This window comes from Paenibacillus sp. P4_A9 (genome assembly GCF_056402415.1).
In genome coordinates this window covers 1-14,763 of the sequence record NZ_JBFUHL010000056.1, presented here as the reverse complement: position 1 = coordinate 14,763, position 14,763 = coordinate 1, and the positions used below count along the sequence as shown (strand labels likewise).

16 protein-coding genes are annotated in these 14,763 nt (G+C 41.6%); 11 read left to right on the top strand and 5 right to left on the bottom strand.

The window, feature by feature from the left end; all coding sequences use genetic code 11:
• The first annotated feature begins 73 nt into the window (after positions 1–73).
• The 6 genes from AC1DVJ_RS24660 to AC1DVJ_RS24635 all read left to right on the top strand — a co-directional run bounded on the left by AC1DVJ_RS24660 (position 74) and on the right by AC1DVJ_RS24635 (position 4,811).
• Entirely contained in the window at positions 74–553 is a 480-nt protein-coding gene (locus tag AC1DVJ_RS24660; protein WP_477594335.1) for an RNA polymerase sigma factor, read from the top strand.
• Positions 554–1,510, top strand: coding sequence for a hypothetical protein (locus AC1DVJ_RS24655; protein WP_477594333.1), 957 nt, complete (start codon positions 554–556; stop codon positions 1,508–1,510).
• A gap of 123 nt (positions 1,511–1,633) precedes the next feature.
• On the top strand, positions 1,634–2,047 hold the full coding sequence (locus AC1DVJ_RS24650; protein ID WP_477594331.1) for a hypothetical protein: 414 nt from the start codon (positions 1,634–1,636) through the stop codon (positions 2,045–2,047).
• A 122-nt stretch (positions 2,048–2,169) separates the two neighbouring features.
• On the top strand, positions 2,170–2,661 hold the full coding sequence (locus tag AC1DVJ_RS24645) for a hypothetical protein (RefSeq protein ID WP_477594329.1): 492 nt from the start codon (positions 2,170–2,172) through the stop codon (positions 2,659–2,661).
• Between the two features lie 165 nt (positions 2,662–2,826).
• Complete coding sequence (locus AC1DVJ_RS24640; RefSeq protein ID WP_477594327.1) at positions 2,827–3,942, top strand: HD-GYP domain-containing protein; 1,116 nt, start codon at positions 2,827–2,829, stop codon at positions 3,940–3,942.
• Positions 3,943–4,016: 74 nt separating this feature from the next.
• On the top strand, positions 4,017–4,811 hold the full coding sequence (locus AC1DVJ_RS24635) for a Nif3-like dinuclear metal center hexameric protein (RefSeq protein ID WP_477594325.1): 795 nt from the start codon (positions 4,017–4,019) through the stop codon (positions 4,809–4,811).
• Between the two features lie 68 nt (positions 4,812–4,879).
• Here AC1DVJ_RS24635 and AC1DVJ_RS24630 read toward each other — a convergent pair whose 3' ends face one another.
• Positions 4,880–5,284 carry a CBS domain-containing protein gene (locus AC1DVJ_RS24630; protein WP_477594323.1) on the bottom strand — a complete coding sequence of 135 codons (405 nt, stop codon included), beginning with the start codon at positions 5,282–5,284 and terminating at the stop codon, positions 4,880–4,882.
• 158 nt (positions 5,285–5,442) lie between these two features.
• Between AC1DVJ_RS24630 and AC1DVJ_RS24625 the strand changes: the two genes are divergently transcribed.
• Positions 5,443–5,916 carry a DinB family protein gene (locus tag AC1DVJ_RS24625; protein WP_477594321.1) on the top strand — a complete coding sequence of 158 codons (474 nt, stop codon included), beginning with the start codon at positions 5,443–5,445 and terminating at the stop codon, positions 5,914–5,916.
• A 58-nt stretch (positions 5,917–5,974) separates the two neighbouring features.
• On the opposite strand, the gene AC1DVJ_RS24620 is transcribed toward AC1DVJ_RS24625, so the two are convergent.
• Positions 5,975–6,730, bottom strand: a complete 756-nt coding sequence (locus AC1DVJ_RS24620; protein WP_477594319.1) for a hypothetical protein — start codon at positions 6,728–6,730, stop codon at positions 5,975–5,977.
• A 150-nt stretch (positions 6,731–6,880) separates the two neighbouring features.
• Between AC1DVJ_RS24620 and AC1DVJ_RS24615 the strand changes: the two genes are divergently transcribed.
• From AC1DVJ_RS24615 to AC1DVJ_RS24605, 3 genes are all read left to right on the top strand, one after another.
• Entirely contained in the window at positions 6,881–8,713 is a 1,833-nt protein-coding gene (locus AC1DVJ_RS24615; protein WP_477594317.1) for a hypothetical protein, read from the top strand.
• Positions 8,714–8,738: 25 nt separating this feature from the next.
• The gene (locus AC1DVJ_RS24610) at positions 8,739–10,028 is read left to right on the top strand and encodes a DUF4309 domain-containing protein (RefSeq protein WP_477594315.1); all 1,290 of its coding nucleotides are present in this window, start codon (positions 8,739–8,741) and stop codon (positions 10,026–10,028) included.
• A 118-nt stretch (positions 10,029–10,146) separates the two neighbouring features.
• Positions 10,147–10,788: a DUF2238 domain-containing protein gene (locus AC1DVJ_RS24605; protein WP_477594313.1), complete on the top strand. Its 642-nt coding sequence runs from the start codon at positions 10,147–10,149 to the stop codon at positions 10,786–10,788.
• 160 nt (positions 10,789–10,948) lie between these two features.
• Here AC1DVJ_RS24605 and AC1DVJ_RS24600 read toward each other — a convergent pair whose 3' ends face one another.
• The gene (locus AC1DVJ_RS24600) at positions 10,949–11,767 is read right to left on the bottom strand and encodes an ABC transporter permease (protein WP_477594311.1); all 819 of its coding nucleotides are present in this window, start codon (positions 11,765–11,767) and stop codon (positions 10,949–10,951) included.
• The gene (locus tag AC1DVJ_RS24595; protein WP_477594309.1) at positions 11,764–12,789 is read right to left on the bottom strand and encodes an ATP-binding cassette domain-containing protein; all 1,026 of its coding nucleotides are present in this window, start codon (positions 12,787–12,789) and stop codon (positions 11,764–11,766) included. The genes AC1DVJ_RS24600 and AC1DVJ_RS24595 overlap by 4 nt, the downstream gene beginning before the upstream one ends.
• A gap of 214 nt (positions 12,790–13,003) precedes the next feature.
• Between AC1DVJ_RS24595 and AC1DVJ_RS24590 the strand changes: the two genes are divergently transcribed.
• Entirely contained in the window at positions 13,004–14,482 is a 1,479-nt protein-coding gene (locus AC1DVJ_RS24590) for an Lsa family ABC-F type ribosomal protection protein (protein ID WP_477594307.1), read from the top strand.
• A gap of 78 nt (positions 14,483–14,560) precedes the next feature.
• Here the strand turns inward: AC1DVJ_RS24590 and AC1DVJ_RS24585 are convergent, their stop codons facing one another.
• Positions 14,561–14,740: a DUF6954 family protein gene (locus tag AC1DVJ_RS24585; RefSeq protein WP_477594305.1), complete on the bottom strand. Its 180-nt coding sequence runs from the start codon at positions 14,738–14,740 to the stop codon at positions 14,561–14,563.
• Positions 14,741–14,763 lie beyond the last annotated feature (23 nt).

The window sequence follows — 14,763 nt, the reverse complement described above, 5'->3', positions numbered from 1 at the left end:
TTTATCCATAATAAGGATGTGACGAATTGACTTACTTCGTTGTGTTAGTAGTGAAAGGAGGGTTTACTGACTGATGCAAACCCGATCGCTTCCAATCGAAGACTTTAACAGCAAGTATAAGATGTACGGAAGCATGCTTTATAAAATTGCGATGGTTCACTTAGGTAATAAAAATGACGCTGAAGAGGCTGTTCAGGAAGCTTTCATCAAGTTGATGTATAAAGCACCGGCATTTGTAGATACCGAGCATGAGAAAGCATGGGTGATCCGTGTTCTCATCAATATTTGTAAAAACATGACCCGAAGTTTGTGGAGAAAACGTGTGGTACACATGGAGGAGATCGAGTTGTACACCAACACCACATCGGAAATGGAACTCGTGGAGGATGTACTTCGTTTGCCTTTTAAGTATAAAGCCGTGATACATTTATTTTACTATGAAGATTATGCAGTTAAACAAATTGCTGAAGCGCTTCAAATCAGTGAATCTGCTGTTAAAATGCGGTTACAGCGAGGCCGCGACATGTTGAGAATCGAATTGGAGGAGGAATAAATGACTAAGAAACTGTATAAGAATGCGTTCGGAAAAATGAAACCGGATGAACATTTCGAACAACGGTTGGCTCAGAAATTGACTGAACATGGACGGTCACATGTATTTGGACTCCATCGAAAAGTCATTATTCCGGTAGCCGCGGGTTTTGTCGTTGTTGCATGTGTCTGGTTGTTCGCTATTTCTGATCTTAAAGACGAACGAAGTCCGTTTGTTTCCGAACCAACAGCCCAAACGTCTGTTACGGGATCCGTTGTCATCCCAAAGATTGAACTGCCTAAGAAATCTAATGCCATGATGGACATGGTTGGATTAATCGTCTACCAAGGTAGAATTTATACCCAAACATCAACTCACATCCTTCCGGAATTTGCTAAATCTTTGATGGGAGAGAAAATTGGCCGAACCAAAGGAAATATTGACGAATGGAGCAGTCAAAAAGAGTATGCACAGGAGTTAGCCTCTTCGATTGGAGAACAGGATGTCTACACGGTCAAGGGGTATGACAGTGATTTTCGTATAATGACCTACCAGATTGCTGATGGTCAGATTTGGTCGGAATTCTATGAGTGTTTGAATGGGATTACAATTTCTAGCGGAGCAGATTTATTCAATATGCTTAAAATGATGGGAAATGTGCAATCTGCGAGCTGGGTGGACTTTGAGAGTTGGAACAACAGCACAAAGAAATATCAAAGGCTTCCTTCGGACGCACCTCTTCAGGAATTCTTGCAAAGCTTGAACGCTGCAACCCCGATCGAGTGGGAAAAGCTATATAACGAAGGGATTTATAAGAATGGAGGTCAAAATCAAAAGTTCATGTTCCTTAAACTCAAGGATCAAACTGAAGTTCGTCTAGATTTGCACAAGGGAGGTTATGTCAGATATACGCCTGCCAATGTATTCTTTAAACTAGATGTTGATGTATTCGAATCCTTGTGGGGAAGCCTGAAGTAGAATGGAGTTGGGAATTTTTGAGAAAATAGAAGTCAATTGGGGAATATTACCTTCAAATGGAGGTTGATTATAGCGTTGAAAAGGTTGAAGCGCGTGTTCTTTCTTGTAGTTGTATGTAGTCACTTGTTTACTCAAGCTGTAGAAGCATCAGATGGTGCCGAAGTTTTCGATATTAATAAAGGCGAAATCATACTGACAATTCCCAATTCCAACTCCTTGCAGGAGCAGATTAGGGAATGGCTAAATGCTGTAAATGGTACCGTAGTATCATTTGCTATCGAACCAAGCGAAGGGATCGCCATTAAGATTCCTCTTACACCTCCGTACAAGATCAATACGGAATGGATAACTGGAACTGTTACAGAAGTAGTGATGTTTATAAGTTCATCCAAAACCTATTTTCCAACGCTACTCATTTTTACGAAAGAACATGAGGTTATTGCTGTTCATTTTAAAAGCAGCAGTTTGAAAGCTTTTCTTAAGCAAAATAAACTATACAATTCCAAATTTAATCTTGCCGATCCTTCTCAACGCTAACGGGAAAAACTAGCTCAGTTTATGAATATTTAATAGTTGCTTTAGAAGCAGTTAATTTCAATTGATTATCTTAGAGGTAAGAAGATATCAAGGGAGATAATGGAACAATGAAAACCATAAACATGATACAGAAAAAGTGGCTATTGAGCTTACATATCCTTTTCGCAGCCATTATGCTGGGTACTAGTGTGACGTTTCTCATATTGAGCATAACGGCTGTGAGCACCAAGGATTCAGGATTAGTGCTTTCGTGTTATAAGGCCATGCATGTATTATCCGAAACCTCTGTACGAGCCTCGGTTATTGGAACAATTGTGACAGGGATTCTTCTATCCCTATGGACTCACTGGGGTTTGGTGAAATACTACTGGATAATAGCCAAAGAAGTACTTACTTTAGTTGCGGTTATCTTAGGACCGATTGGCATGTACATATGGACACTGCAAGGCATTTCTTTGCTGACAGATGTGGGGGTAGAAGGTGCGAATCAAGGGGCATACGTGGTTAACACGATATCTTTATTCATAGGCATAGGACTCCAGATCATCTCATTAATTGCTATGTATTTGCTTTCTGTGTTTAAGCCTTGGGGAAAGCGGAAAATTAAAAACTGATATTCATACCTCGTCAAATAGCTGTAGAAATATAGTTTTAAGAAATAAGCGATTTTTAGAATATTTTTTTCATAACATTCAGTGTTCGACAGTATTTTCGTTTCTCGCTCCGTATACTTAAAAAGAATACAGACAAAAATGTATCTTTTGGCGGAGGTAGTGTTCATGATTATAGTTCCTACGGCCCTATGCCAACCGGGCATGCGGATTGGAAGAGCCGTTTTGTCCGAACATGGACGAGTTATGCTTGGACATCGAGTAGAACTTACACAATTTATGATTAAAAAGTTAGTTCAAATGGGGCTTGACTTCTTGTATATTGAAGATCGGGAAACCGATGACATTCCAATAGAAGAGTCGATCCAAGAAGAAACCCGCGCATTACTGAGAATGGCGTTGTCTAAGATTTTCACAAAATTCAGCGCAACCTCAACATTGGGAGGATCGACTAATACGACAGAAATAACGCGATTGCTATTCGAAGCAATATCTAGAGTGATTGAAGATATGAAGAAGGGGAGTCAAAATCTTGTCTCAATCACCACATTAAATATGGTTCCTGCAACTACGTTGGAACAGCATTTTAGCCAAAATGCGATCAATGTGTGTGTCTATGCAACTAAGCTTGGTTTGCTTCATGGGTATTCACAAAAGGAGTTAACTGAGTTTGGACTTGGAGCGCTGCTTCACGATGTGGGTAATATTCAGATCCCATCAAAGTTGCTGTTAAGTAGTGCAAATTTGTCTTTGAGCGAATATCTAGAAATTCAGAAACATACAGAATTAGGATTCAACATGCTCAAAGAGGATATTGGTATTCCTTCCCTGACTGCAATATGTGCGCTGCAGCATCATGAGCGTATGGATGGTAGCGGTTATCCTTATAATCTCAAAGGTACGCAGATTCATGAATTTGCGCGTTGGATCGGGATACTTGATTCGTATGACGCCATGACCCATCCTAGAGCCTACCGGAAATCCATAGCTCCACATTACGCATTGGAAATTTTATATGCGAATGCCGGAAGTTTATTTGATATCAAAAAAGTGATGCAATTTCGAAATAAAGTCGCCATTTTCCCTGTGGGACAAGGGGTAAAGTTAAGCACGGGAGAAACTGGCGTTGTATGTCGACAAAACYTTTATATTCCATCTMGACCTGTCGTCAGAGTGCTTAAAAACGAACGAGGCGAGAAGTTAAAGTCGCATTATGAAATTGATTTATCGACCACGCTTCATGTTATGATCAATCATATCAATGAGAGGTCGATTTTCGTCTAATAGTAAAAGACCCGATCATTGGTGTTATAATTGTCAGTATGACGTAAGTACAATAGTGACATGAGGGGCTACTAATGAGTGTAAATATTAAAGCGGTAATCGAGGCGTTAATTAATCCGGTAGGAAGGCTCGAGCAAACTGTCGATACGCTGACGTTCGGTAATCCGGACACCGAGGTGACTGGGATTGTGACCGCATTCATGCCAACGCAATTTGTCATCGAGCAAGCCATACAGCGTGGAGCGAATCTAATTGTTGCGCATGAAGGGCCATTCTTTTCGCATCATGATGATAGGGCTAAACTAAAAGATGATCCGGTCTTTGAGGAAAAGAGAGAACTGCTGGAAGCATCGGGCATAGCGTTATTCCGGTTCCACGATTACTGGCATCGCTATAAGCCGGATGGTGTCATCGAAGGTCTGATTCAGGAGCTCGAATGGATGCCTTACGTTCAAGAGCATCATGCAGCGTCCTCGATCCTGCAAACGCCAACGGAAACAGTAAGCGGAATCGCGGAACATGTGAAGAAACAACTCGGAATTCCTTATGTAAGAGTACACGGTGATCTTGAGATGAAGTGTTCGAGAATCGGCTTGCTTGCAGGATACAGAGGCGGTGCTCAGAATACGCTGCCCTTATTTGAAAGTGAGCAGCTGGATCTAATCATATACGGGGAAGGTCCGGAATGGGAAACGCCTGAGTATGTAAGGGATGCTGTATTTCAAGGAAGACACAAGGCGCTAATCGTCCTTGGACATGCGGAAAGTGAAGAGCCGGGTATGAAATTTCTGGCTAAAAAGCTTACCAGCATGTACCCAGAGATTCCTGTTCACTACATAAAAGAATGTTCTATCTTCCAAATTGTGTGAGATGGATGAACAAAAGCAGTAGGAATGGGGCATTTGGTCCCAATTCCTACTGCTTTCTATGTCACCGTTTAATCCGTAATATTTCTCGTGTAATATGCAATAATGTCCTTGCGTCGAATGATACCGAGGAATACGCGCTKACTGTCGACAACTGGAACAAAGTTCTGGTCAGCGGCGAGGGCCAGCATATCTTCCATGTGTGCATCGATTGCGACGCACTCGTTATAAATCCGTTTGCGGATGCTGGTTACAGAAATTTCGTCCATGTTAACGAAAGTCAGGCCCGGAGTGGACTTCAGTTTCCATAACAAATCTCCTTCGGATAAGGTGCCGACGTATTTCCCATCCTCATCGATAATCGGAATCGCTGTATAATGGCAGGCTTCCAGCCGCTCCAAGGCTTCTTTCATTGAAGCAGTTGTCGTCAAAAACGATACTTTCTCTTTGGGGTATAAAAACGATTTAATTTCCACTTTGTTTCGCTCCTTTCAATCCCAAATTACGATAACTCTTTAATTAAAACATATTTCACTTTAAAAAGCGCATATTTTATTAGTGTAAAAATTGGAAAATTGAAATACAACACCACCATTTTACTTTGGAGGCGGTCTTACTGACTAGTATAAAGAGCGTGTTACTCGATCAATTAGCAGCATGTCATGATGATGAAAGTTGGTTCAAATCATCTAATACAATATTAAATGAGTTATCCGGAAATGATGCTGCTTTGAAATTAGCGGGCAATCCACATTCCATTTGGGAGATTACAAACCATCTTATTTTTTGGAATGTAATGTGGTTACAACGATTTATAAACGATGAGATCAATGGAAGAGAAGAGATTGCGAATAATGCAACTTTTGAGCTAGACATTTTGAATCAGGATGAGGGTAGTTGGCAGGAAACCATTCAGAGGCTAAGCGATGGATTTGTACAGTGGCGAGAGGCTATTATGAACTGTGACGATGCTAAACTTGACAAAAGAATACCGAGCTACTTCAATGCTCAGTGGTGGGGTGTGATATCCAATTTATGTATCCATAATGCTTATCATATCGGGCAAATCATGCTTTTGAAAAAGCAAGTTCAGACTAATCGATCGTAACATTGATCGTAACGCGGCAGGCGCTTATATAAGCGCCTTTTTAGTGTTTTGATTCTGATTATTTATGCTTTGCTTTTTGCTTTAACCAAAAATCAGGAGGCACATAATTAATAAGTGAATAATCAAGTTCATGACCTGAAGGGGTTGCTAATTGAACTAGCAGCAATTCTTTGGTATTTGCAGGGCGGAGATCTCCCGTTTTTATCGTAATCACTTCTACGCCATTTCGCTTGGGGTTACCGACGACAATTACTTGATTTCCTGTTGTATATACAGCAATAACCTCCGTTTGGAAAACCACGATATACATGTCTAGTGCAGTCTCATTTTGAAACATTTCAATGGAAAAACCCATGTCTTTTTCGAAATTCATCCAACCAGAGAGCCCAATATCATAATTGGTAAACATGCGATGTGAGGCGTAATAAATGCGCGAAGGAACGTAACTCCATCTGCCTCCCCAGTAAGTACTATGCCAATGCTCTTCATAAACGGGTCTGATGTAATCAGGCGAGTTTTTGATGACCGAAAATGGAATTTTTCTGCCTTTATCAATTACATTGCTAATTGTAACCGTTTGTGAAGGATATAATTTCTTGAGACTAGTTTGAAACGGTAGTTCATCCATATGTATGGGTTTCGGAGGTTCAAGACTTTTAATTCGTTTTTCGAATTCTTCTGTTTCGTTTTTCAGTTCTTCACCATTGTTTAAAGGGAGGTTCACAGATTCCTCCGCATGGGTATTTATTTGGAAAATAGTGATAGCCAATAACACTGAAGTAAGGAGGAAATAGCTTTTTCTTATTTTTGACATTTGGACACCTCCTGGCTATTTTGAGGCATATTAGAAGGAATTATGTAAGCTGGAAAAATAGGCTCGAWAAATTTCCAATTATTCATTTTAAGACAGAACAATCCCACATCTCCTTCGTCTAATTAATATAGTGTGAGCTGGAGGGATGAAATGAGAAGGTGGCTTATTGGTTCCTTAGTAAGCATATGTATACTGATTGTTGTATTTATCGGACTAAAACCGAATACTAATTCAGATTTAATTGAATCAACTACACCACCGATAAGTAGTGTTAGTCCTACGAGTACTTTAACGACGAATGAAGAATGGTTCTTAGGATTGAGTAATTCCAATGAGATTGGTATTAGTACGATGGAAGATGGCATGCAACGTATGTATAAGCCGACTGATCGAATGTTTTATAATAACGCTAATGTGTTGCTGGAATTTTTTTATCGCCACGATCCTCTTTTATCGCAAGAGGAGATCAAGAAGCTTAAAAATGACATCGTCGTAAAAACGAAAGTTGATCAAAAGCCCATACCATTCACGGTTATTGCTTTTGAAGAGACTCGCAGTCAGGGCATATCCATCCAATTAAATCATGTACCACAAGCTGATTTGATCGTTCAATTTCATTCATTAGACGGTTTATCTTCGAAGGAATTTTCTTTTGAATATACGCGGCCTTTCACTTATCAAATTAACAGTCCCGATGATAAAGAAGYGGATTATTATGCGATGAATTCAGGCACTTATTATCGAGTTGCACCAAATCGAACATATACGTTTCAGGTTCATTTTTCGCTTGATGTGAATAGGGAAGACGCAATAAATGCGTTGCACAATCAATTTCAACAATTGGATTGGTCCACGGTCTGGGAGAGTAATCAAGATTTGACAATAACATTGCGTACCCATCCTCAGGATATGTACAAAAAATTTCTCATTAATTTTCAGGGTGTCAAAAACACGGATGGTTATGTTGTGATGAATGGAAATGGCTCACTTCATGGTGTAATTACGGAGATGATGAAATATGAAACAATCGATATGCAATCAGGCAAAGTTGGTATTTTATTTCAAAAGCTGCCAAGATACCAAACCTTAGATGTATCATCGGATGGGAAATATTATTTAGCTAAAGAATTGCAGGATGATTTTCAAGGTGAATTTTCTATACCGAATGTAACTCTGCTGGGTGCACATGGGGACGTCATCAAGCATTTTGGGCAAGCGAGATACCCACATTGGCTGGCAGACGGGCAATCTTTTGTATATGCTTCAGGAGATTCAATCTTGCGCTATATCCCTGCCACTCAACAAACAACCGTTATTTGGACTTCACCCTACAAAGATGATCGTACAATTTTCTATAACATTGATGGGATGGAGTTAGATCTTGAAACAGGTAGATTCGTCGTTAGCCTATTCCATCATCTTGGAACTGCTATGGACATTGGGAATGTCGATCTGTATGTATTTAACGACGTTAATGACAAGTTACCGCGAAAGGTCGAGCAGGTTTCAAAGAGAGGCAATAGTTCATTTGCTTTTCAATTTAACGGAAAGCATATTTTTTATGCTAATAGTTTCGTCGTGGCGGATGGAAGTCATTGGGACTATAAACTGCAAAAACTGGATTGGAAAGATTTAATAATAACCGATTTAAAGGAATTTACGATAACGAATGGGCTGCGCTTTTTACAAGACGGTGAAGTCATTTATCAAAAGGGGGATTCCAATAATCCCGAGTGGTTTCGTTACGATTTCGAAAATGATCAAAGTAATAAGCTTTTTGACACAGAGCATTCTATTGATGTTGCATGGTGGGTCGGAAAAGACAACTATGTGATGCATGATTTCACAGGGACTTATTTATTTAGTATTCGAAAGCCGCGGTTTGAGAAGAGCGTTGTACTGCCAAAGCAAGCAGAGATTGTAGGATCGTCGGAACAGACAATCATTTATCTTCAAAATCCGGACCCAAACGAGAGTATGTGATCGTGGAGAGAGGACGGGCAAAAGGATGCCAATCAAATATGTAATTATGATCATTTCTGCGTTGGTCGTTGGACTTGGTTTGGGTTATTCAATAACGAGTCACAAAACACCGACAGAAGCTTCCGAAACGGTTGCTCCGAGTCCACACGCTACTGCGGACAACAAAGCTACCCCTATTCCTGCTGCGCAAAGCCCGGTGATACAGGATAGGGATACGTTACTCCGCATTTTAGCAAGGGTTCATGACAGTGGGGAAGGGTTCGAATATACGGAAGAGCAACTGAAGGTGCTTCAGGCCGATCCGGAAAATAAAGTATATAGCAAAGTTTTACAGAAGTTCGTTCGATCACGTTTAAACAAAGAACTCGCTACTTTTCAAACGATCGGAAAGCCAGTAAATCCCCGTTCCTTGCTGATTACAACCAACGATCAACGGGCTTACATGGTCTATTTGAAAAAGGATTATTTGCATGATGGGATATGGCTTGTGAGTGGATTTATGAATTATGAGCCGCAAGGAGATCAGATTTATGAAATCTTTAAATCGATTCCTCTTGATCAAGCTCCAGGGGATGTGAAAGAATGGGCCCAAGCTTTCATGAAGTTGCCTGAGTGGAAAAAGGAATTTAAGACATTCGGTGATCGAACGTATGCTTTGATCAAATCATCCTCGTCGCTTTCTGATTCTGTGGAATTGGAAGATGTGATGATTTCAGCAGGTGAAGCATTTATTGCCTATCAGTCTTATCAATATGCCGCGAATAGCAATAAGGATCTTATCAACGATTACTTGTTGTTGGAAATACAGAATCAGGGTATCAGGGATGTAACTTTTCAGAATACGTACGCCAATTTCCCGCTAGTGGATGGTAAAGAACCGGTGCCTGGTGATGAAAGTACGATCGCCCATTTGAATGACAAAATTGTACTGGATCCGAAATTTATGGAGCTAGCTGCTATGGGGAAAATAAGGGGAATTGAATTTGGCATCGGTGCCTCGCAGAACGAGGTGATTGCAAAATGGGGGAAACCTCATGAAATCGGGTCTAGGCAAGTTGAATTTCAGCGATGGCATCATGTTCAAATGTATTTCTGGCCGCCAGATAATCGTATTGGTGCCATTCGAATACTCGGAGAATCGGTGGACTACACTTTGCCTGAAATCAAGAAGGCTCTTGGCAACCCTAAGAGTGAGATAAATGGTGAAGATGGTGTTTGGGGCTTGTTTTACCAAGCTGGTGACTATGAATTGTATATCAACGCAACGACCAAAGATGGGCAAGTCGAATCCTTGATGTTGAAAAAGAAAGCGTAGCAAGTTCATTTTTCTAATAAAGAAGGCTTTCCGACTGTCAAATAATGCGTATATTGCATTCATCTTTGTCAACACTAAGAGTGCTTACATTATTAAAAGATGAAGGTCGGACAACAACATGCTAACGAAACACGATATCCCCTTTTCTCGGAATTGGCTGCTTCACTTGATGATTGTTATTTTCACCGTTTACTGGGTATACACGGCTATTTCACCAACGGAGCGAATACAGTGGCTTATGGAGAGCTTGCTTCCCGTTGCCGTCGTCATTGTTCTTGCTTTTACTTATAAAGTTTTCAAATTCTCTAATTTATCGTATTTGTTCATATTTATATTTCTACTCTTACACACGTACGGAGCTCATTACACCTACCAAGGTACACCTTTCGATACGTGGCTGAAAGCTACGTTTCATACCCAGAGAAAATACTACGATCGGGTTGTTCACTTCGCATTCGGTCTGTTCTGGGCATATCCATTCCGAGAATTGCTTACTCGGGTGGCCGTAAAGCGCGGCTTTTGGTCATATGCCCTTACAGTGGCAGTCGTTGTCAGCTGTAGTGCCAGTTTCGAAATCATAGAAATGGGTGCAGCCATTGTGGTTGAGAAATATGGGGAGGAGTATGTCGGCATGCAGGGGGATGTCTTCGACTCTCATAAGGACATGGGACTTGGTTTAGCAGGAGCAATAATTTCACTCGGGATACTTGCATGGGTGATGTGGCGAAAAAAGAAGCGAAGTGAAGAACTGAGGGATTGATTGGAGCAAATATAGTTATATCGGCTGGATTAGGGGGGAAACTGGTATTTTGGCGAAGGACATCACGTGGGAAAAGTTATTATTTATGTAAAATGAGTGAACACGTACATAAATGAGAAAAGGCCGCCAAAAAGGCGGCTTATTTCTATTTGTTCGATGGTTAAGTCCGGCGCATATAGGCAATAACCGTGATTGGCGCAAAAATCGCCACAATAACAGCAGCCCCCAAGAGTGAAATCGTGAGATCCCAACCAACAGTACCTTGATTAGCAAGCTCTCGGACTGCTGAGACAAGATGGGAAATCGGATTGAGTTTAACGAACCACTGTAGCCAGTTAGGCATGGTGTCGACCGGAACGAACGCGTTGGATAGGAAAGTAAGTGGAAATAGAACTAACATCGAGATCCCCTGAACACTTGACGCTGTGCGTGCAATGACACCGAAGAAAGCGAAAATCCAGCTGATTGCCCATGAGCAGAAAATGACAAGCAGCGCGGCGATCGCAACATTGGCTAATCCGCCTTCAGGACGGTAGCCCATGATGAATCCCATGGAAAAGGTAAGTACGGTCGCAATGGTATACCGGATGGTATCCGCCAATAAGGCTCCCGCAAGAGGTGCTATTCGCGCGATGGGCAGCGATTTGAATCGGTCGAATACACCTTTATCCATGTCCTCTCGAAGCTGGACGCCAGTGACGATGGATGTAGTGATCACGGTTTGTACGAGAATTCCGGGAATAATGACAGGCAAATAGCTCACAACGTCACCGGAGATGGCTCCGCCAAAGATATAGGTAAACATCAGGGTGAAGATAATCGGTTGAAGCGTGACATCAAACAATTGTTCCGGCGTTCGGCGGATCTTCAGTAGGCCGCGATAGGCCATTGTCAAGGAATTGCGTATGGACTGACGGAAGCTGGTATGGTTTTTTAGATGACGCTCGGAAACGGGTTTAATTTTAATGGATGTACTCATACTCTTGCCTCCTGTTTGTTACTTGTTGCACTAGACGTTTCTGTATCGGGATCCGTAACACCATGACCCGTTATGGTTAGAAATACTTCATCCAATGTCGGCTTCTGCACACTCAACTCGGCTAAGTGAATTCCAGCTTCGCGAAGTGAGATGAGTAGGTCAGTAACACGATCGGCATTCGCCATCGGAGCTGAAATCTTACCAGCCACCACGGTCGATGGCACCTTGAGTACCTGCTCGACGGTTCTACGGGCTTGCTCGATATCCAGTGGATTATGGACACTTAGTTGCAACGAGGAGGTACCGACAGATGCTTTCAGTTCATCAACCGTACCTTCTGCAACGACGCGACCACGATCAATGACCGCGATTCGGTCAGCCAGTTGATCTGCCTCTTCCAAGTACTGTGTTGTTAGTACGATCGTTGAGCCTGTGTCCACCAAACGCCGAATCGTGTCCCACATTTGTGAACGCGTACGCGGGTCCAACCCGGTTGTAGGTTCATCCAAGAAGATGAGTGGAGGCTGCGCGATAAGACTCGCGGCGAGATCCAATCGGCGACGCATTCCGCCTGAGAAATTCTTCAATGGGCGCTTTGCAGCTTCCGTCAAACCAAATTCCTCAAGCAATTCCTCTGACTTTTTACGCGCTTCTTTACGCCCCAGACCGAGTAGCCGTGAGAAAATTATTAAGTTCTCCATAGCGCTGAGCGACTCATCGACTGATGCATATTGACCGGTTACCCCGATCAATTGACGTACGATCTGCGACTCCTTCACGACATCGTATCCGAAGATTTTCGCCGAACCCGCATCAGGTCTAAGCAAGGTTGCCAGCATATTAATGGTGGTGGTTTTACCAGCCCCATTCGGACCTAGCACACCGTAAATCGTCCCCGCTTTTACATTCAAATTCACGCCATCTACCGCACGATTTTCCCCAAAAGATTTCACGAGTCCATGCGCTTCGACGGCCCAATTGCCATGCGTTTGCGCTATTTCTTTGCGTTGTACAGAATCCAATGTAATTCCTCCTAGATAACAATTGATAAAGGGATTATAACGTACTTATTTAAACGGAATGTAAACAAATGTATGCGTCATGGAAAACAATTTGTAGAAGACTCACTTGTATGAGCAGGAGAGTTTATCTATAGCTATCCTTTCCTTCGAAATGGTAAATCCTATTATGATATGATGAGCTCATGCATCATGCAGTGTACAGGAGGATCCATTCATGTCATTAATCAATGTTACAAACCTAACGTTTGCCTACGATGGCAGCTACGATAATATATTTGAAAACGTCAATTTTCAAATCGATACCGATTGGAGATTGGGGTTTACGGGTAGAAACGGGAGAGGGAAGACAACTTTTCTCAGTTTACTTCTTGGTAAATACGAATATAGCGGACATATTTCTGCGAGTGTCAGCTTTGAATATTTCCCTTTTCAAGTTGAAAATAAAGAAAATAATACGCTTGATATTATCAACGATATTTTGCCGGATTATCAACACTGGGAGTTATTGCGTGAGCTTTCACTGCTTAAGGTTTCTGAGGATGTTCTATATCGGTCCTTTGATTCATTATCCAACGGAGAGCAAACGAAGGTGTTGTTGGCTGCTTTATTTCTGAAGGCGAATAGCTTTCTACTAATTGATGAACCCACCAATCATCTTGACATGCAGGCGCGGAAACTGGTCAGTGATTATCTCAATACCAAGAGCGGTTTCATTCTCGTGTCTCACGACAGATCGTTTCTTGATAATTGCGTTGATCATATTCTTTCCATAAATAAGACCAATATCGAAATTCAAAGAGGTCATTTCACCGATTGGTGGGAAAATAAGCAGAGGCAAGATCACTTCGAGCTCGCAGAAAACGAAAAGCTGAGGAAGGACATTAAACGCTTGTCCGATTCAGCTAAACGAACGAGTAACTGGTCACATGAAGTCGAGAAAACGAAAAACGGCACAAGAAATTCGGGTTCCAAGGTAGATAAAGGTTATATTGGTCACAAGGCTGCTAAAATGATGAAACGATCTAAATCCATTGAGCAACGGCAACAATCGGCAATTGATGAAAGGTCGAAGCTTCTTAAAAATATTGAAAGCTCAGAAGACTTGAAGATTACTCAACTCGCTTATCACAAAAACCAACTTGCTGAGCTTGATCATGTTTCGATTTATTATGGTGAGAAGATGGTTTGCCAGGATGTCAGTTTTACGATTGAACAAGGTGAGCGAATTGCGCTTTCAGGTAAAAATGGCTCTGGCAAATCAAGTATTATCAAGTTACTTTGTGGTCAGAACATCAAATATACAGGGACTTTCAGAATGGGAAGTCAGCTTCGAATCTCGTATGTTTCACAGGATACATCGCATTTGCAGGGCAATTTAACGGACTATGCGAAGAACAATGGGATTGATGAAAGTCTTTTTAAAGCGATTTTGAGAAAGCTCGACTTCGCCAGAGTTCAATTCGAGAAGGATATTTCTGCTTTTAGCGGCGGCCAGAAGAAGAAAGTGTTAATTGCCAAAAGTTTGAGCGAGAAAGCACATTTGCACATCTGGGACGAACCGCTTAACTTCATTGACATTATTTCACGCATGCAGATCGAAGATTTACTGCTTGAATTCGCACCKACCCTTTTCTTTGTGGAGCATGACAGGAATTTTTGCAATCAGGTTGCAACCAAGATCATCGAGCTGTAAACGAACGTCCGCATGCAGAAGGGAAGTGGTTGAAAGAGCCTGAGCAATCAGGCTTTTGCTGTTCGAGGATTGATTTCATTATTTTTTACGGAACATGAGATAGGTAATTGCCGTTAATGCGACATAGATGAGTAAGACAATTGTAAGAGTAATCATGCGTTCTTGGGTACTACCATCAGCAAACAAAACGGGGCCTAATCCAAAGAATGTTACCAACGCGAACAAAACAAACATGAGAATACCGAGAACAACTTTCAAGTTCAAGACCTCCTAATAAACGC